Origin of the sequence: Marinitoga sp. 38H-ov, from assembly GCF_011057715.1 — a bacterium.
In the GTDB taxonomy this organism is placed as follows: Bacteria; Thermotogota; Thermotogae; order Petrotogales; family Petrotogaceae; genus Marinitoga.
On sequence record NZ_LNGH01000022.1, the window covers coordinates 20,639 to 39,163 of the forward strand.

The 18,525-nt window shown below is 25.4% G+C and carries 17 protein-coding genes; 1 reads left to right on the forward strand and 16 read right to left on the reverse strand.

The annotated features are described in order from the left end of the window. Positions 1–5 precede the first annotated feature (5 nt). The 16 genes from AS160_RS06855 to alr form a co-directional block, all read right to left on the reverse strand. On the reverse strand, positions 6–1,097 hold the full coding sequence (locus tag AS160_RS06855) for a YfbR-like 5'-deoxynucleotidase (RefSeq protein WP_165146828.1): 1,092 nt from the start codon (positions 1,095–1,097) through the stop codon (positions 6–8). A 4-nt stretch (positions 1,098–1,101) separates the two neighbouring features. Continuing rightward, positions 1,102–2,070 carry a hypothetical protein gene (locus AS160_RS06860; RefSeq protein ID WP_165146831.1) on the reverse strand — a complete coding sequence of 323 codons (969 nt, stop codon included), beginning with the start codon at positions 2,068–2,070 and terminating at the stop codon, positions 1,102–1,104. After that, positions 2,045–3,748 carry a penicillin-binding transpeptidase domain-containing protein gene (locus tag AS160_RS06865; RefSeq protein ID WP_165146834.1) on the reverse strand — a complete coding sequence of 568 codons (1,704 nt, stop codon included), beginning with the start codon at positions 3,746–3,748 and terminating at the stop codon, positions 2,045–2,047. Before AS160_RS06865 ends, AS160_RS06860 begins: the two co-directional genes overlap by 26 nt. Positions 3,749–3,752: 4 nt before the next feature. Continuing rightward, positions 3,753–4,025, reverse strand: a complete 273-nt coding sequence (locus tag AS160_RS06870; RefSeq protein WP_165146837.1) for a hypothetical protein — start codon at positions 4,023–4,025, stop codon at positions 3,753–3,755. Between the two features lie 14 nt (positions 4,026–4,039). Further along, a complete protein-coding gene (rsmH, locus tag AS160_RS06875) occupies positions 4,040–4,927 on the reverse strand; it encodes a 16S rRNA (cytosine(1402)-N(4))-methyltransferase RsmH (RefSeq protein WP_165146840.1) in 888 nt (295 codons plus the stop codon). 164 nt (positions 4,928–5,091) lie between these two features. After that, positions 5,092–5,253: a hypothetical protein gene (locus AS160_RS06880; RefSeq protein ID WP_165146843.1), complete on the reverse strand. Its 162-nt coding sequence runs from the start codon at positions 5,251–5,253 to the stop codon at positions 5,092–5,094. Positions 5,254–5,333: 80 nt separating this feature from the next. Next, on the reverse strand, positions 5,334–5,519 hold the full coding sequence (locus AS160_RS06885; protein WP_165146846.1) for a hypothetical protein: 186 nt from the start codon (positions 5,517–5,519) through the stop codon (positions 5,334–5,336). A 52-nt stretch (positions 5,520–5,571) separates the two neighbouring features. Then, positions 5,572–5,739, reverse strand: coding sequence for a hypothetical protein (locus AS160_RS06890; RefSeq protein WP_165146849.1), 168 nt, complete (start codon positions 5,737–5,739; stop codon positions 5,572–5,574). A gap of 679 nt (positions 5,740–6,418) precedes the next feature. Continuing rightward, the gene (locus AS160_RS06895; protein ID WP_206528133.1) at positions 6,419–8,221 is read right to left on the reverse strand and encodes an ABC transporter ATP-binding protein; all 1,803 of its coding nucleotides are present in this window, start codon (positions 8,219–8,221) and stop codon (positions 6,419–6,421) included. A 41-nt stretch (positions 8,222–8,262) separates the two neighbouring features. After that, positions 8,263–10,461, reverse strand: a complete 2,199-nt coding sequence (locus AS160_RS06900; protein ID WP_165146855.1) for an ABC transporter ATP-binding protein — start codon at positions 10,459–10,461, stop codon at positions 8,263–8,265. A gap of 4 nt (positions 10,462–10,465) precedes the next feature. Then, the gene (locus AS160_RS06905) at positions 10,466–10,891 is read right to left on the reverse strand and encodes a MarR family transcriptional regulator (protein WP_165146858.1); all 426 of its coding nucleotides are present in this window, start codon (positions 10,889–10,891) and stop codon (positions 10,466–10,468) included. Beyond that, positions 10,875–11,645, reverse strand: coding sequence for a flavodoxin family protein (locus AS160_RS06910; RefSeq protein ID WP_165146861.1), 771 nt, complete (start codon positions 11,643–11,645; stop codon positions 10,875–10,877). The genes AS160_RS06905 and AS160_RS06910 overlap by 17 nt, the downstream gene beginning before the upstream one ends. Positions 11,646–11,852: 207 nt before the next feature. Further along, a complete protein-coding gene (locus AS160_RS06915) occupies positions 11,853–12,752 on the reverse strand; it encodes a D-alanine--D-alanine ligase (protein ID WP_165146864.1) in 900 nt (299 codons plus the stop codon). Next, on the reverse strand, positions 12,742–14,988 hold the full coding sequence (gene topA / locus AS160_RS06920; protein ID WP_165146867.1) for a type I DNA topoisomerase: 2,247 nt from the start codon (positions 14,986–14,988) through the stop codon (positions 12,742–12,744). Before topA ends, AS160_RS06915 begins: the two co-directional genes overlap by 11 nt. Further along, positions 14,988–16,022 carry an HD domain-containing protein gene (locus tag AS160_RS06925; RefSeq protein WP_165146869.1) on the reverse strand — a complete coding sequence of 345 codons (1,035 nt, stop codon included), beginning with the start codon at positions 16,020–16,022 and terminating at the stop codon, positions 14,988–14,990. The genes topA and AS160_RS06925 overlap by 1 nt, the downstream gene beginning before the upstream one ends. A 1-nt stretch (position 16,023) precedes the next feature. Next, positions 16,024–17,130, reverse strand: a complete 1,107-nt coding sequence (alr, locus tag AS160_RS06930) for an alanine racemase (RefSeq protein ID WP_165146871.1) — start codon at positions 17,128–17,130, stop codon at positions 16,024–16,026. Positions 17,131–17,275: 145 nt separating this feature from the next. On the opposite strand from alr, the gene AS160_RS06935 reads away from it, so the two are divergent. Beyond that, on the forward strand, positions 17,276–18,511 hold the full coding sequence (locus AS160_RS06935) for an MFS transporter (RefSeq protein ID WP_165146873.1): 1,236 nt from the start codon (positions 17,276–17,278) through the stop codon (positions 18,509–18,511). Positions 18,512–18,525: the final 14 nt, after the last annotated feature.

The following is an 18,525-nucleotide window of genomic DNA, read 5'->3' on the forward strand; positions in this document are numbered from 1 at the left end:
GTAACTTAATTAAAAAATGTAATTTTTTCTATTTCATCAATTAAATCATATAAGAAATCAAAGTCATATTTTTTTAATTCTTTTTTCATATTAAAAAATGCTTCTCTAAAAATAGTTTGTGAATTTCCAGAACTTATTTCAATAGCGCATTCAAGCATTGCATTAAATATATCAGATGATCTAACATATTTTCCATATTCATCATCAAAAGGATTAATCATATGATTTTTAAAAGTGTTAAATATTATAGCAGTATCATTATCATTTTTAAACCATTCTTCAATCATTTCTTCTTCAATTGAAGAGATTATATTTTCTAATCCTTTAACTTTTTTCTTAGTAGGAGTTATAACATCTCCAGTAAAGGATTCAGGAAAATCATGTAAAATACTTGCAATTATTATATCTTCTAATAATTTTTCATCAGAATTATTGTTTAAATGATAAAAAATAATGGATGATGATACAACCATAAAAGTATGAGAAGAAACTGAGCTTTTTATATTCCTATGATTTTTGTTCCATCTATACATAGTAGTCATTCTTGTAGAAGCTTTTAAAACATAACTTAAAATACTTTCTAATTCATTAATATAAGGTAATTCAAGCCTTATTAATCTTAATTTTTTTTCAGTTTCTTCTTTAGGTATATTAAAATATTCAGGATATATTCTGCTATTTATTTCAATTTCTTTTAAAGAAACCATTAAATCAATAAAATTAGCATATTTTTCAAATTCCTTGTCATATTCAGATTTAAAGAAATCAATAATTTTTTGTTCTTTAAGTTCGTTATAACTTTTTTCAATAACTTCATCCCAAATTTTATTATCTTTTTGAACAATCCTATTTTTTGTATCCAAAGATACGTCGGATAGAATAATCTTTGGAAGTTCTTTATAAATCTTAGCTTTAATGTTTTTAGTAATAGAAAATTTTTGTCCTTTTCTATTTAAATATTCAATAGAAACTAACGTTAAAAGTAAACTATGATATACATTATCGGCTTCTGTAAATCTTAATAAAGCCGGTCTGTTATTCCACCTAAAAATAGTAAATAAATTTGTTAAGTTGTAGATACTTTTACCTAAACCCATATTATCACCCACATATATCTAAAATTATATTCATAAAAATTAAATCTTTATTTTCTCCAATTTTAGCCAATCTATCATATTCCTCAAGTTTAATAATTATATCCATAAGATCTTTTTTGGTATAAAATAAAGTGTGGTTAGCATAAAATTCCTTTTCGTTTTTAAAACGAATACCTAGAAATTTTTTTACTCTCATTTTAGAAACCTTAGTATCTTGAGATAATTTTTGTGCCTCAGGCCAGCTAAACTTTTTTTTAGGTTCTATATTAATTATAACACGATATAGATCTAAAAAATAATTAAATAAAAACCAAATAAAAGGAGTTAAGTTAAAATCTGGATTTGATAGATATTTTTTTGCTAATTCTAAGACTTCTTCTTTTCTTTTTGAAGATAGTAAATAAGCAAAATTCTCAAAATCAATATTTGAATATAAATAACCTATTTCCTTTATATCTTCTATATTAATATTATTATCAGAATATATAGATAATTTTTTAATTTCTTCAAATAAATAAATATCATTATAACCATATAAGTTTAATAAATACTCTGCTGCATTATCGTTTATATCTGTGTTAAAAAATAAAGCAATTTCTTTAATAAACTTTATCCATTTATCTTCTTCCCAATGTTTTGGTAATGAACAATCTAAAATATCATCGAATTTTATTTTTAATTTAGAAGAATCATTTGTAATGATTAAAACATCTATATTTTCAGATGAAAAGTCTTTTATTTGATCTAAAATTGTATTTTTTATTTTTTCGGAAAATTTATTAATATCTTCAATTAAAATATTTTTTTTATCTCCAAATAATGAGTTTGACATTAAATTATTGTTTAATTCTTCGATTGGGTTTTTTAATGATTTTGAAATTTTTATCAAAGATCCATCAGAGTTTTTTATCAAATTTTTTATTGTAATATTTTTTTTTATTTGAGAATCACCGTATATTAGTATTTTTTTCATCAAATTCATCTCCTAATATTAGTATAACATAATCAATTTTATTTAAATCATAAGATTTATCTGGCTTTTGATCAATGATATAATTTCCATTCCCAGATAAAACTATTTTATTTTCATTTATACCCAATGATTTTAATATGAATAATGCTTCGGAAATAGATTTTCCTTTTAAATTTGGAAGATAACCATTAATTATGTTAACTTTATTTGATTCAGAATAATTCTCTAATCTATAAAAAATATTTGTTGCAACTGGAGCAGCAACTTCTCCTCCATAATATTCTTTTTTTGGATCATCGATAATTGAAACAATTGTATATTTTGGTTTTGAGGCTGGAAAAAAACCAACAAATAATGAATAATATTTGTCTGAATAACCTTCTCCGGAAATTGCTTTTTGTGCAGTTCCTGTTTTACCAGCAATTAAAACACCAGGTTTATATGCAGTTCTGGCAGTCCCTTTTAACATAGTATACCTCAACCAATCTTTCATTAGATTAGAGGTTTCTGGTGAAAAAACTTGAATATCTTTTATAGCATTATTTTCTAAAAATGTAGGTTTTACATATTTTCCATCATTAGCAAAAACATTAAAAATTGAAACAAGTTGTATAGGAGTAACTCCAATACCTTGACCTATAGCTATTTGGTAAGGGGTAATTTTATACCAATTTTCTGGTTCTGGTAGTATTCCAGAAATTTCCTTATTAAACTCAACACCGGTTTTTTTCCCGAAACCCATTAATTCTAATTTGTTATATAACCATTCATTTGAAAAATTATTCATTATTTTTTTCATAACTTGTACCGCAGCAACATTAGATGAATAAGCAATTGCGTCTTTTGCATCCAATGTGTCAAAATGATGTCCTTCTGCTTCGCCAATAGTGAAATTAATATTAGGAACAGGAGAAATATAAGGAGTTAAATCAAATTTTTGATAAGGCGAAATAATGCCTTCTTCTAAAGCAATGGCAAAGATTAGAGGTTTTATTGTAGAACCTGGCTCAATATAACCCATAAAAGCCATATTCCAAGGATAATTAGAAACAGCAGCTCTTATCTTTCCTGTTTTAGTTTCTAAAATAATAACAGTACCACCTTCAGCATCTTGTTCTTTAATCATTTTAGATAATTCTTCATAAGCAATTTTTTGCATTTTTAAATCTAATGATAAATTTATCTTATCATAATCATTTAAAATACCTATATTATATAAATATGGTTCTATTCCATATTCTGTTTTATTTAATTCTCCTATATTTTTTCTTAGGCCAAAAGATGTATTATAATTTCTTTCATATGTTAAATATGTTTTAGAATATTTTAAAATATTTTTAGGTAAATAAGTATTGATTTCAAGATTATCATCATATTTTCCTAATAAAATATAATTTTTATTAAAATCATCATCATTTAATAATTTTTCCAAATCAGATTTTAATGAATCTAATTTGTTTCTATTTTTTATAGTTTTTAAATCTAACCAAACTTCATATATAGTTTTATCTATAGCAATAATACGACCTTCTTTATCAACTAAGGTCGCTAATTTATTTCCGCTAATATTTATTTTATTATTTTCTTTAATTGAATATGGTCTTAAAATTAAAATATAGGAAATTAAAGATATATAAAGAATAATAATAATGAAGAATATTAAACTAATTCTTTGCACAAGGTTAATTTTCCTCCATTAAAATAAGCGATTCTTTATAAAATTCAAGTTCTGTATTTACAGCATTTATTCTGGTGTTATAATCTGATATTCGTAAATTCATAGAGGATAAATTGCTTTTAAGCGTTTGAACTTTTGAACCAAGATTAATAGTGGTAGTAATAAAAAATGCCATAATTACAATTAAAGAAATTAAAATAACAAATGACATTGATATCCCTTCAACTTGATGTAAAGCCTTTTGATTAATAGTTGGAATTAAAATTCTTTTTTCCATAAATTAACCCCCCTTTAAACTCTTTCGGCTACCCTAATACGAGCACTCCTTGCTCTGGGGTTCTCTTTTATTTCTTCTTCTGTAGGTAATATCGGCTTTTTTGTTAATAACTTTAGTTTTTCATGATTTCTAAAAAAATTCTTAACAATTTTATCTTCTAAAGAATGGAAAGAAATTACACATATTCTACCACCAATATTTAAAAAGTCAGGAAATTTTTCTAAAGCAGTTATTATATTATCAAATTCCTTATTAACTTCTATTCTAATTGCTTGAAAAGTTTTTGTAGCAAAATGTCTTTTTCTATTATATCTTTCTTTTGGCGGTAAAGCCTTTTTAATAGCTTCTACTAATTCAAATGTAGTGTTAATAGGTCTTGAATTTACAATACTTTTTGCAATTCTTCTTGCAAATTTAAATTCTTCACCATATTCGAAAATAATTTTAGATAGTTTATCTTCTTCGTATTCATTAATAACGTTCCATGCAGTAAAATCAGAATCAGGATCCATTCTCATATCTAATGGTTCATCTTGCATAAAAGTGAATCCACGATTTTCTCCTTTTAATTGAAATGTAGAAACGCCTAAATCCATTAAAAAGCCATCAACTTTTTCTATTCCTAATCCATGTAAAACTATATCAATATCTCTATATGAGGATTTAAAAAATTCAATATCACTTGTTATTTCTTTTAGCCTATTTTCAGCTATTTCTAAAACTTCATAATCTAAATCTACACCTATTATTTTAGCTTTACCATTTGTTTTTTCATAAATAGCCTTAATATGTCCGCCTTCACCAGTGGTACAATCAACATATATTCCATCTTCCTTGGTTATTAAATTTTCTAAAACCTCATTAACCATAACACTTTTATGAAAATCTTCATATTTACGCATGTTACACCTCTCAGACTTTTTTAAAATTATATCATATATATCCAAAAAAACAAAGAATTTTTAAAAATATTTTAAATAAAATAATATCCGACATCAACGTCGGATATTATTTTTTATCAGATTCTAAAACATATATAATTTTCATAAAGTTTTTTATATTTATTTCACTTGTTTGTTAAAGTATCTTTTATTTTTTGGGTTTCATCACTTTTATCCTTTAATGGTAGTTTCATAATAATATAAGATATTTTTATTACTACAATTAAAATGACAATAGAAAAAATCAAATTTAAAATATTCAAAAACTCTGTTAAGAAAAAATCCATCTTATCACCACCCTAATAGTTTATTTTATAAGTTCCAAAAACGTTTACATCATAAGAATATATTCTAATTAATCCCTTAATTATAAATATAAACCCACTGTTCCACTTCCTCTTAAAGTTGCAGATTGCCTATCAGAACTTATTTCTACAGAAGCTGTTGAATTTTCTAATCTTGCCGCTAAAGTCCAACCAGTTAAAGAACATTTGTTAGAATAAAATAAAATTTCCCCAAACGAACCATCCTTAAATATTTTTAAATCCGCCATAACATTGAAATATATATTTCCAATATTTATACTTGTTATCTTTTTTGAAAATTTAGCTTGCAGTATAACCTTTTATTTTTGAGTTATTTAATAAATTAAAAGTGATTTCGTTTGTATTAATAGATGAAAGATTCTTTAATAATTTCTCTAATTCTTCAGAATTTTTAATTTCAATAGGTGTTATATTTTTCGGAATTTCATTTTTATTTATGCTTTTCAAATTATATTTTTTTGAAAGATATTCAATTTTTTTAACTCATCAATTGAGCTATTAGTTGCGCAAGAAGTTAATATTATTAGTGTTGATAATAAAATCATTACAATAGTTATTTTTTTAACAATATTACAACCTTTTCATAATAATATAAGTTGTTAATAAGGTCGGCCTTATATTCTTTCCTAAAAGTTATATCTTAATATTATTATAACAAAAAAATCATAAATAAATATATATATTTACTTAATATATAAAATAATTTAATAAAAAATTTATCTATCGAATGATAGATAAATTATATTTAACAAAAAATAAATATTATTTCAAATTATCAATAAAATATTTTTTGTGAATATTATTTTTGAAAATATTTTGTATAATATAAAGTTTGTCAAGATCCAGTTGTTTGATTAATATTTTACATTTAGAATATTTTTTTATTTCATATAATAAGTCATCGGATTTTTTTAAACATTGATATATTTCAGATAAATCTTTGCGTTCATCAGATAAATATATATCTGTTTTTCAAACTTTATCTGCAGTGAATATCAAAAAATGACCATGAAAGAAAGTAAAAGTCAAGAGAAAAATTTTTCCAATGTTGTATTACTTTATGAAAAATACCCCATCCTTGGCCATTCTAGGATGGGGTTTAACTACAATATAATGCTAAAACACATCACATTTCCTCTGCTAATTCAAATTGAGAATTATATAATTCTGCATAGAAACCATTTTTGCTTAATAATTCCTCATGTGTTCCTTGTTCTATAACATCTCCTTCGTTCATTACAATGATTAAATCAGCATTTTTAATAGTAGATAATCTATGCGCTATAACAAAACTAGTTCTGCCTTTCATTAATCTTTCCATTGCTTGTTGAACCTTTAATTCTGTTCTTGTATCAACAGAACTAGTAGCTTCATCTAAAATCAAAATTTTAGGATTTGCTAGAAATGCACGAGCAATAGTAATTAATTGTTTTTCACCTTGAGATAAATTATTCATTTCTTCGTTTATTTCCATATGATATCCATTTGGAAGCGCGTGAACAAAACTATCCACATGAGCCATTTTAGCAGCTTCTATAATTTCTTCTTCTGTAGCATCTAATCTACCATATCTAATATTATCCATTATTGTTCCGCTAAATAACCAAGTATCTTGTAAAACCATTCCAAAAATTGATCTTAATTCTTCTCTTGAATAATCTTTTATATTTATATCGTCAATTAAAATAGCTCCATCATTTACATCGTAAAATCTCATTAATAATTTAACTAGCGTTGTTTTTCCAGCTCCGGTTGGGCCAACAATAGCTACTGTTTGACCAGGTTTAACAACTTCAGAGAAGTTTTTAATAACAATTTTTTCTGGATTATATCCAAACTTGACATTTTTAAATTCAACTTTTCCTTTAACATTATTTATATCTATTTTAACTTTTGTAGTTTCAATTTCTTCTTCGTTATCTAAAAATTCAAATACTCTTTCTGCAGCAGCTGCAGTTTGTTGGAAAATATTAGAAATGTTAGCAAGCTGAGCTATTGGTTGAGTAAAAGATCTAACGTATTGAATAAAAGCTTGAATATCTCCAACTTCAATAACTTTTATTGCAGCAAACCATCCACCCATTACAGCTACTACAACATATCCCAAATTACCTACAAAATTCATTAAAGGCATCATAATACTAGATAAAAACTGTGATTTCCACTCTGAATCATATAATTCAGTATTCATTTTTTTAAATTTATTTATGCTTTTTTCCTCGCCATTAAATGCTTTCATAATAACATGACCACCATACATTTCTTCAACATGTCCATTAACGTGACCTAAAAATTCTTGTCTCTTTTTAAAGTGTTTTTGAGATCTTTTAATAATGAACATCATTAAAAAACCAGATAATGGAAGAATTATTAAACTAACTAGAGTCATTTGCCAACTAATAGTTAACATCATTACTAAAACGCCTAATACAGTTGTTAAAGAAGTTATCATTTGAGATAAACTTTGGTTTAATGTATTACTAATAGTATCAACATCATTTGTTATTCTTGATAAAATTTCACCATGATTAGTACCATCAAAATATTTCAAAGGCATTTTATGAATCTTTTCCATAATTTGTTTTCTTAAATTATACGTTACCTTAGCTGATACACCTGTCATTAACCAGCCTTGTATATACCCGAAAATAGCACTAAGTGTATATATACCTAATAGAATAAGCATAATTCTTCCTATATAAACAAAATCTATACCTTGAGTGCTTCCCATTATTTTTCCTATTATACCTTCAAATATTTTTGTTGTAACTTTACCTAATATTTTAGGCCCTATTATTGAAAAAGCTGCACTTGCCATTGCAAAAATAATAGCAATAATTAAAGCGACTTTATATGGAGAAAGATAATTAACTAACCTTTTCATTGTTCCTTTAAAATCATTTGCCTTTTCAACAGGCCCAGTCATCATAGGGCCTCCACCGCCTCTGTGTGGTCTTCTTTTATTTTCGCTCATGCTAATTCCTCCTCTGACAATTGAGAATAAGCTATTTCTCTATATACAGGACAGTTTTCTAATAATTCTTTATGTTTTCCAATTCCAACAATTTCTCCTTCATCTAAGACTATAATTTGATCCGCATTCATAATAGTAGCTATTCTTTGTGCGACAATAATAAATGTTCCTGTTTTAGTATATTCTCTCAATTTTCTTCTAACCTTTAAATCTGTTTTAAAATCTAATGCTGAAAAACTATCATCAAATATATAAATTTTTGGTTTTTTAGCTAAAGCTCTAGCGATAGACAATCTTTGTTTTTGACCACCTGAGAAATTAGCACCGCCTTGAGAAACTTCATGTTTAAATTTATCTGGAAATTTATTAATAAACTCTAAAGCTTCAGCAATATCAGCTACCTTTTCCATTTCTTCGTCTGATAAATTTTCATTACCATATTTAATATTTGATTCAATGGTACCACTGAACAATGTAGTTTTTTGGGGTACATATCCTATATATTTTCTTAATTCGTTTTGAGTTAATTCGCGTACATCTATACCATCAATTAATACCTGACCTTCCGTAACATCATAGAATCTAGGTATTAAATTAATTAAAGTTGATTTACCAGAACCTGTAGATCCAATTATAGCAGTAGTTTTTCCAGGTAAAGCTTTAAAATTAATATTTTTTAATGCATAATCTTCGGCTCCAGGATATTTGAAATATACGTTCTTAAATTCTATAATTCCAGTTACATTTTCATTTAAAGATTTTGGCTCTTTTGGATCAACTATAGAAGGTTCTGTTTCTAAAACCTCAACAATACGGTTTGCAGAAACACTTGCTCTAGGTAAAAATATAAATATCATTGACATCATTAAAAATGAGAAAATAACTTGCATAGAATATTGCATAAATGCCATCATATCCCCAACTTGAAGATTGAAATTATTTACTTGTTTTGCTCCAAACCATATTATCAATAACATTACGCCATTCAATACAAACATCATAATAGGCATTAATAATGACATTAATCTACCAATAAATAGTTGAGTTTTGGTTATATCATTATTTACATTATCAAATCTTTCTTTTTCTTTGTTTTTTGTATTAAAAGCTCTAATTACCATCATACCTGTTAAATTTTCTCTGGAAACTAAATTTAGTTTATCTACTAATTTTTGAAATAGCTTAAACTTAGGTAATGCAAAATAGAATATTATACCTATTAAAGTTAATAGTAAAGCTACAGCCAATCCTATTATCCAAGATAACGAAGGACTTTTTTCCAATGCTTTAAATATAGCTCCGATACTTAAAATAGGAGCATAGAACATTATTCTAATTAATATAACCATTACATTTTGTATTTGTGTAATATCATTTGTTGTTCTGGTTATTAGTGATGCTGTTGAAAATTTATCAAATTCTTCACCAGCAAAAAACTCTACTTTTGTAAAAATTTTTTTCCTCAAATCTTTTGCTAACCCAGCAGCAGTTTTAGATGCAAAAAATCCTACTGTTATTGCCATTACTGCACCTAATAATGTTATTAAAAGCATTATGCTACCAGATTTTAAGATATAATTTCTTTGTATTTTATTTAAATCAATTCCTAATTGTTCATATTCATTCTTAACAGACATAATTAAAGATTGTTTTATCATTTCTTCGCCGGTTATTTGCATTTTTTCATAAATATTATTTGCAAAATCTACTCTTTGTTGAAGAGGTAAAAAATTAATAAGTTTAAATATATTTAATTTGCTATTTTTATTAATATTTAAACCCTCGGTTTCCCCTCTTTCTAATGCTGTTACCGCTAAGAAAGCTTTTGCGAAAATTTTTTCTAATTCTGAATCATTTATTTTTTCTTTTAATATATATACAGACTCACTATTTAAATTTGGATATTTTTGTAAATATTCTTTATATGATTCATTATCAGGTTTTATATATTCATATAAATTTAGGATTTTTGTTTTTTCTTCATTTGACATAAACAAAAATAGATTTTTCATTTGACTACTTCTTATTGCAACGGGTATAGTATCTTCTATACCATTTTGTTGAATACCAATATTCACAATATTTGACATATAATCAGGTAAAGATAAATCCACTTTTGCTTGTACAAATAAAAAAAGCACTGCTAAAATTAAATATAATGTATACGGCTTTAGATATTTTATTAATTTGAGCACAATATCATTCCTCCTCGAAAATCTTTTTCAATATTTTTAAACCATCAATTACAATATCTAATTCATTTTCAGATACTTTATGTAATCTTTCTTCAAATTTTTTTTCTATAGATTCATGTCTTTTTTTGGCAATATCATTAAATTTTTCTGTAATTTCAACAAAAACCTTTCTTCTGTCATTATCATCTCTAATTCTTTTTATATATCCTTGCTTTTCTAATCTATCAACTATACCAGAAACTGTACTGTTTGATAATCCAATATAATTACTTAATTCACTCATAGTCATTCTTCCATTTTTTAGTAATGCTCCTAATAACATCCACTGAGAAGATGTTATTTCACAATCTTCAAAACTAGTAACCATAGTTTTTTTTACTAATTCCCTAATTTCTTTAAACAAAATCATTACCTCATATGTTTTCTTCAATTTTGTCACCACCTTGAATTTTTACCTTTTGTGCATTTTCTTTTATTTTTTTTGATAAGAAATTACCAAATTGATTTGAAATAAATTTAGAGATAGGATTTATTTTTGTATTTTCTTCATAGAAATAATTTTTGTTAATTAGTCCAGTTTTATTCCAAAAAATTCTATCAATATCTAATAAGTTTGTTGACATAGCTTTTTGCACCTGAAATCTTATAAGTCTAGATAATTTTATTTTTTCTTTTTTTGATTTTCTTTCAATAGAATCAATAAAAAGTTTCAATTCATCTAATGATACATCTTTTTTTTCTTGAATTTTTCTGCCGATTTTCCCGCAAGGTTTCATTCCCCATGAAATCATTACACTTTCCAAATAATCTAAAACATCATTTAACCCACTACCTGCAGTAGTAGAGACTAATAATACAGGCTTTCCAATTAAATCAGATCTATGGACCCATTTGCAATTTCTATCAAAGAAAGTTTTTAAAACACCGGATATATTTTCTAAATAAACAGGAGAACTTATTATTATACCATCAGCATTAATTAACTTTTCTTTTAATTTTTCCACATCATCATTAATTACACAATAGTCTTTTTTAATACACACCTCACAACCTAAACAATAATTAATGTTATAATCTTTTAAATTAATAATTTCAAAATCATAATCCAGTTTATTACCAATATTTTTTAATAACTCATATGTTCTACCTTTTCGCATGCTAGAATTAATAGCTACAATTTTCATATTATAACCTCCAATATATTAACATTAAATTTTATATCAATTAATAAAAAATATTTTGCACACAAATATTTTGCACACAAATATTTCGAATACGAAATAATTATAAATTTTTTTTATTTCTAAAAAATTACAAATATATAAAAGAATTTATTATTTTATACTTTATATATACTGTAAATAAAAAATCCCATCCAAAAAGGATGGGAATTATAAGTTATTTTTAATTAGAATATCTATTAAATTATTAAAAGTTAAACCATAAGCGTAAGCTGATTGCGGTAAATCACTTAATTTAGTTAATCCTGGTACTGTATTAGCCTCAAGTATATAATACTCATTTTCTCTTATTATTGCATCAATTCTTGCAAAGTCCTTTAATCCAATTTTTTTAAAAATTTTTTCAAAATCAGTAATTATCTTTTTCTCTAATCTTTTATCTAATTTTGCAGGTACCTCAAAATCAGTTAATCCATCAGTATATTTAGCTTCATAATCATAAAATTCTTTTTTAGGTTTTATTTCAAGAATAGGAAGAACAATTGTTTCACTATTTTTTTCTATTATACTAACAGAAATTTCTCTGCCTTTAATATATTCTTGTATAATCATTTCATTATAAATTTCCAATTCTTTTTTTAGAAAAAATTCATATTCTTTTAAATTATGACAAATATGAATACCTAAACTAGATCCACTTTTTCTGGGTTTGATTATTAAAGGAAATTGAAAAGGCGGTTCGATATATTTTTCAACATTAATATATTTTGGAACAGAAAAATTGTTTTCTATTGTTTTTGAAAATAGTAATTTATCAAAGGTTAATTTTGAAACTATAGAATTTGAACCTATATATTTAATATTTAAATCCTCTAATTTTTTTTGCAATTGCCCATCTTCACCTTCATATCCGTGAACAACATTAAAAACTAAATCTATCTTATTATATTCCTTTAAAAAAATATTAAATTCAGTTTTCAAATCATATTTAAATATATTATATCCTAAATCTTTTAATGCAACTTCAACATTTTGAGCACTTAAAATAGAAATTTCTCTTTCATTTGAATTTCCGCCATAAATTAATCCAATATTTTTTTTAAGATTCATTCAACTCACTCTCTTTATAATATATTTTTTCTTCAGGACAATACAGCATTTCTTCTTTATTTTTATATTTATAATATAATGCTCCATTGCATGAAGGACATCTATAATTTGAAGGTTCATCCCAAAACATTTCTTCACATTCTGAACATTTATAATATATTTTTCCTTTTTTACTTTTAAGTTTATGAACAATTCCTCCACAATTAGGACATTTTCCCCTAGCGGGCAATGGGGCTGTATATTTGCATTCTGGATAATTTGAGCAAGCTATAAATTTTCCAAATCTACCTCTTTTTATTATTAAGTCTCCACCACAATTAGGACATTTTTCTCCAGTTTTTTCCTCATTTCCTTTTTCAGAGCTAGAAATAATATCCTTATCAATATACACAATGTTGTCTAAAGTAATACCAAGAGCATCTTTAGGTAAGCTTTTATTATCATCGCAATTAGGGCATTTTAGAAATAAACCAAATCTTCCAAATTGCAGCTCCATTTCAGCATTGCATTTTGAACATTTAATATTAGATTTATAATAAAAATCTAAAGCTTTTTCTTTCATTTTTTGTTCCGTATTAGATAGGAACTTTTCAAAATCGTTATAAAATTCGTTTAAAACTTTTTTCCATTCTATTTCACCAGACTCAACTTTGTCAAGTTTTTCTTCCATATTTGCTGTAAATTGTATATCAACTATTTCAGGGAAATTTTTTTCTAAAAGATCAGAAACTATAAATCCAACAAGCGTGGGAATTAAATTATTCTTTTCTTTAATTACATATTTTCTATTTAATAACGTTGTTATTATTGTTGAATAAGTCGAAGGTCTCCCAATCCCTTTAGCTTCCATTTCTTTTACTAATGAAGCTTCTGTATACCTTGCGGGTGGTTTTGTTTTATCTTTTTCAGATAATATTTTTATTGGTTCTAAAATACCAGATTCTGGTATTTCATATTCTTTTTCAGTTGTAGAAGATTGCCAAAATTTTTCAAATCCATCAAAAATTCTTTTTCTCCCTACAGCTTCAAAAGTATATTTTTTAGATGAATCAGAAATAGAATATGTTTTTTCTAAATAAATAGAAGATGAAGATTGTGATGCAATAAACCTATTCCAAATAAGTGTATATAATTTTAAATTATCTCCTGATAATAATTTTTTTGCTTTTTGTGGATCTATAAATACATCAGTGGGTCTAATAGCTTCATGAGCATCTTGTATTTTTTTTGATGATTTTTTTGTTTTAAAATTACCAGTATATTCTTTTCCAAAATTATTATTCAAATATTCGTATGCTTTATTTTTTGCTTCTTCTGATACTCTAGTTGAGTCTGTTCTCATATAGGTTATAAAAGCAATTGGGCCTTCTGAAGTTTCCACACCTTCATATAATTTTTGAGCAATTTGCATAGTTTTTTTTGATGTCCAACCAAATTTTGAAATGGCACTTTGTTGTAAAGTACTAGTTATAAAAGGTTGTGGAGGGTTTCTTTTTGCTTTTTTTTCATTTACAGATTCTACAGTAAATGATGTGTTTTCTAAGTCTTTTATTATTTCATTTTTCTTTTTTTCGTTTATTGATTCATTCTTAAATTTTTTATTATTTATTTTTATTAAAGGTATATTTTGGTCCAAATATTTTAAATATATTTTATAAAATTCCTTAGGTTTAAATTGAAAAATACTTCTTTCTCTATCAATTAGCAATTTTAAAGCAGCAGATTGTACTCTACCAGCGCTAGTATTATAATCTTTTAATATTCTCCATAATATAGGACTTATTTTATAACCGACTATTCTATCAAGAATTCTCCTTGCTAATTGAGCACCAACTTTATTATTATCTATTTTTTTAGGATTCTTAATAGCTTCTTGTATAGTATTTTTAGTAATTTCTGAGAAGATAATTCTATTTGCATCATTTTCATCAAGTCCTAATAAATAATTTAAATGCCATGCAATAGCTTCTCCTTCTCTATCCATATCAGGAGCTAAAAAAACTTTTTTTCCTTTTGCAATTTTTTTTAGTTCTGAAACAACCTTTTCTTTTCCAGGCATTAATTCAAATTCTGGTTCAAAACCATTTTCAATATCAACACCAAATTTTTTTTGTGGTAAATCTCTTATATGTCCCTTCGAAGCTACCACTTTATAATCTGAACCAAGATATTTTTCAATTGTTTTAGCTTTTGCTGGAGATTCAACAATAACGACATTTTTTGGTGATTTTGGCATTATTTTTCCTCCAATTTAGTAATTTTAATCTTTCTTCCAAGATTTTTATTATAATCTGTCCATTCGTCATTATTAGATTCAGATATATGATTTATAATTTGATTAACTTTGGAACTTAAATTATCAGCAAAATGCAAAATAAAAGCTTCTATTGTTTTTGGTAAAATTGGACTTCCCCATTCTAATTCGCCGTGATGTGAAGCTATCATATGAAGTATTTCATTTAATAAATCTTTAGGAAATTTATCAATTTTTTTAGAATATTCAGAAACTATATGTATTCCAATTGCAATATGCCCAACTAATTCTCCCTCATTAGTTTTTTCTATACCAGAAGGAGTAATCTTATATTCTTTAGTTTTTCCAATATCATGAAGTAAAGCACCAGCTATTAATAAGTCTTTATTAACAATATTACCATAATTTTCTGCTATGGAATTGCATAAATTAGCAACATCTATAGTATGTTCTATTAATCCATGTTTATATGCATGATGAACATTAATAGCGGCAGGGGCGTAAAGGAATTCATTTGAAAATTTTTTATCTTTTATAAATATATATTCTAATAATTCTTTTATATAACTATTTTCTATATTATCTATAATTTTTTTTAATTCTTCATTTAATTGAGATATATTTTTATTGGATGTTCTAATAAATTTTTCAGGATTAATCTCATTATCCTTCAAAATATGTATATTATAATCTTTTTCAACATTTAATTGTAATCTATTTTCAAAAACAACAATTTTACCTTTTACTCTTATGATATCCCCTATATTTATCTTTTCCGAATTTTCCTTAGCTTTAAACCAATCAATAGCTCGTAATGTGCCGCTTTTGTCTGAAATTGTAAAAAGCAAAAAATCTTTACCATCTTTCGTTGTTTGTAATCTTTTACTAATTACTTTACCTTCAATTTCTTTAAAATCATTAGGCTTTAAATCATTGATATAAAAGTCATCTATTAAATCATCCGTTAATTGTCCTTTTTCTCTTAATAAATCACCTAAATTTACTCCATTATTCATGTTATTCCTCCTCAATATATATGCGCGGTACTCTTTTTGTTATTTTTGACGTTATGTCATAATTAATAGTTCCAGCTAAACTTGCAAGGTTTTCTGCTGAAATAATATTATCTTTTTGTTTTCCTATTAATATTACTTCTTCACCTAATTTTACATTATTTAATTGTGTGGTTTCAACTACAAATTGATCCATACAAACCCTTCCAATTATATTACATCTTTTACCTTGAATTAAAACATATCCTTTATTAGATAATTGTCTAAAATATCCATCTGCATATCCAACTGGTATTGTAGCAGTTGGGATAGTTTCTTTTGCAAAATAAGTTCTTCCGTAACTTACACTTTCGCCTTTTTTTAATAAACCAACTCTTGCAACGGTACTTTTCCAAGTTAAAACAGGTTTCAATTCTTTTTCTATTTTAATATCAGAAGGTTGCATTCCGTATGTAGCTATTCCAGGTCTTACATAATCTAATGAATATTCTGGGAAAAATAATGAAGCAGCAGAATTACAAATATGTTTTACGGGTATATTTATATTTGAATCTTCAATATATTTAATAGCTGATATAAAATTATTGTATTGCTCTTTAATAAAATCATCTAAGTTATCAGCTGTTGCAAAATGAGAATATGCACCATGAATATTAATATTATACTCTTTTATTAAAGATATAATTTTATCTAAATTGTAAATATCTATTCCCATTCTATTCATACCGGTATTAATATTAAGATGGAATTTTATTTTTTTAATATTTTTTCCAAAAAAATTTATTAATTCTGTTAATTGCTCTAAAGAGCCTATAGTATATATGTATCCATCAATATTTTCTTTAATCGATTTAGGAGTAGCATAGTTAAACACTAATGTTTCTATATTAACTCCATTTTTTTTAATATTTATACCTTCTCCTAAAAAAGCAACGGCAATTAATTTAATACCAATATTCTCTACTACTTTTGCAAGCTGAGTTGCACCATGGCCATATGCGTCAGCTTTTAAAACAGGAATAACTTCAGTTTTAGTTTTATTTTTTATAAAATTAATATTATGAATATAGTTATTTATATTAATTTCTGCAAAAGTTTTTCTATCAAGCATTTTGCACCCCCTGTTTAAAATTAGGCTATATAATAATAAATGAAAAAAGTTAACAAAATATTACAAAGCAATATAATATAGATTTTAAAAAATGGTATAATATATTTAAAATTATAGAAATTAAATTTTATTATGGGGGGATATTATGACAAAAGAAGAAAAAAGTTGGATTATGTATGATTGGGCTAATTCTGCATATACTTTAGTTATAATTACTGCAGTTTTGCCCATATTTTTTAAAGATGTTGCTGCTAAAGGAGTAGAAAATTATTTATCTACTGCTTATTGGGGATATGGTAATACAATAGCTACATTGTTAGTTGCAATTTTAGCTCCTATTTTAGGAACAATAGCAGATTATAAAAATTACAAAAAAAGATTTTTAACTTTTTTTTGGATAATGGGGATTATATCGACATTTTTATTAACAAGTGTTGGTGAAGGTGACTGGCTTAAGTGTATAATAATTTATGTTTTCTCAGCAATAGGTTTTTCTGGTGCTAATATATTTTATGATTCTTTATTAGTTGACGTTACAAATAATGAAAGAATGGATTGGGTTTCATCTAGTGGTTTTGCTTGGGGATATATTGGTAGTGCAATACCATTTATAATAAGTATGGCTATAATAATGAAGCCTGAGTTAATTGGATTAGAAAGCGTATTGGCAGCGACAAAAATATCTTTTGTTATTACAGGTTTCTGGTGGTTAATATTTTCTATTCCAATATTGAAAAATGTTGAACAAAAATATTATATAGAATCATCCACTACACCAATAAAAGATAGTTTTTTTAGAATTGTTGATACATTTAAAGAAATTAGAAAATATAAAAATATATTTCTATTTTTACTAGCTTACTTTTTTTATATTGATGGTGTTGGGACAATAATAAAAATGGCAACAGTATATGGTAAAGATGTTGGAGTAGGAACTACACAACTATTATTAGCCTTATTAGCAACTCAAATAATTGCTTTTCCATTTGCATTGATATATGGTAAATTAGCTCAAAGATGGAATGTAAAAACAATGCTTTTTATAGGAATTATAATATATTTTTTGATAACAATATATGGTTATTTTTTAGATTCGACATTTGATTTTTGGGTGTTAGCAATACTTGTTGCAACATCTCAAGGAGGTATTCAAGCGTTAAGTAGATCTATGTATGGTAAATTAATTCCAAAATCAAAATCTGCTGAATTCTTCGGCTTTTATAATATATTTGGGAAGTTTGCAGCTATTTTAGGGCCGTTTTTAGTAGGATTTTTTTCACAAATTGCAAAAAGTTCTAGATTTGGAGTCTTGAGTATAAGCATATTATTTTTAATAGGAAGTGTTTTATTAATTAGAGTAAAAGAAGAGGTTAGTGAATAAAAATAGCCCGCAAG

What these genes read in the sequence shown, in the direction of transcription:
- AS160_RS06855 (WP_165146828.1), bottom strand. Translation starts at nt 1,097, where the DNA reads ATGGGTTTAGGTAAAAGTATCTACAACTTAACAAATTTATTTACTATT.
- AS160_RS06860 (WP_165146831.1), bottom strand. Translation starts at nt 2,070, where the DNA reads ATGAAAAAAATACTAATATACGGTGATTCTCAAATAAAAAAAAATATT.
- AS160_RS06870 (WP_165146837.1), bottom strand. Translation starts at nt 4,025, where the DNA reads ATGGAAAAAAGAATTTTAATTCCAACTATTAATCAAAAGGCTTTACAT.
- rsmH (WP_165146840.1), bottom strand. Translation starts at nt 4,927, where the DNA reads ATGCGTAAATATGAAGATTTTCATAAAAGTGTTATGGTTAATGAGGTT.
- AS160_RS06880 (WP_165146843.1), bottom strand. Translation starts at nt 5,253, where the DNA reads ATGGATTTTTTCTTAACAGAGTTTTTGAATATTTTAAATTTGATTTTT.
- AS160_RS06885 (WP_165146846.1), bottom strand. Translation starts at nt 5,519, where the DNA reads ATGGCGGATTTAAAAATATTTAAGGATGGTTCGTTTGGGGAAATTTTA.
- AS160_RS06895 (WP_206528133.1), bottom strand. Translation starts at nt 8,221, where the DNA reads ATGATGACTGGGCCTGTTGAAAAGGCAAATGATTTTAAAGGAACAATG.
- AS160_RS06910 (WP_165146861.1), bottom strand. Translation starts at nt 11,645, where the DNA reads ATGAAAATTGTAGCTATTAATTCTAGCATGCGAAAAGGTAGAACATAT.
- AS160_RS06915 (WP_165146864.1), bottom strand. Translation starts at nt 12,752, where the DNA reads ATGAATCTTAAAAAAAATATTGGATTAATTTATGGCGGAAATTCAAAT.
- topA (WP_165146867.1), bottom strand. Translation starts at nt 14,988, where the DNA reads ATGCCAAAATCACCAAAAAATGTCGTTATTGTTGAATCTCCAGCAAAA.
- AS160_RS06925 (WP_165146869.1), bottom strand. Translation starts at nt 16,022, where the DNA reads ATGAATAATGGAGTAAATTTAGGTGATTTATTAAGAGAAAAAGGACAA.
- alr (WP_165146871.1), bottom strand. Translation starts at nt 17,130, where the DNA reads ATGCTTGATAGAAAAACTTTTGCAGAAATTAATATAAATAACTATATT.
- AS160_RS06935 (WP_165146873.1), top strand. Translation starts at nt 17,276, where the DNA reads ATGACAAAAGAAGAAAAAAGTTGGATTATGTATGATTGGGCTAATTCT.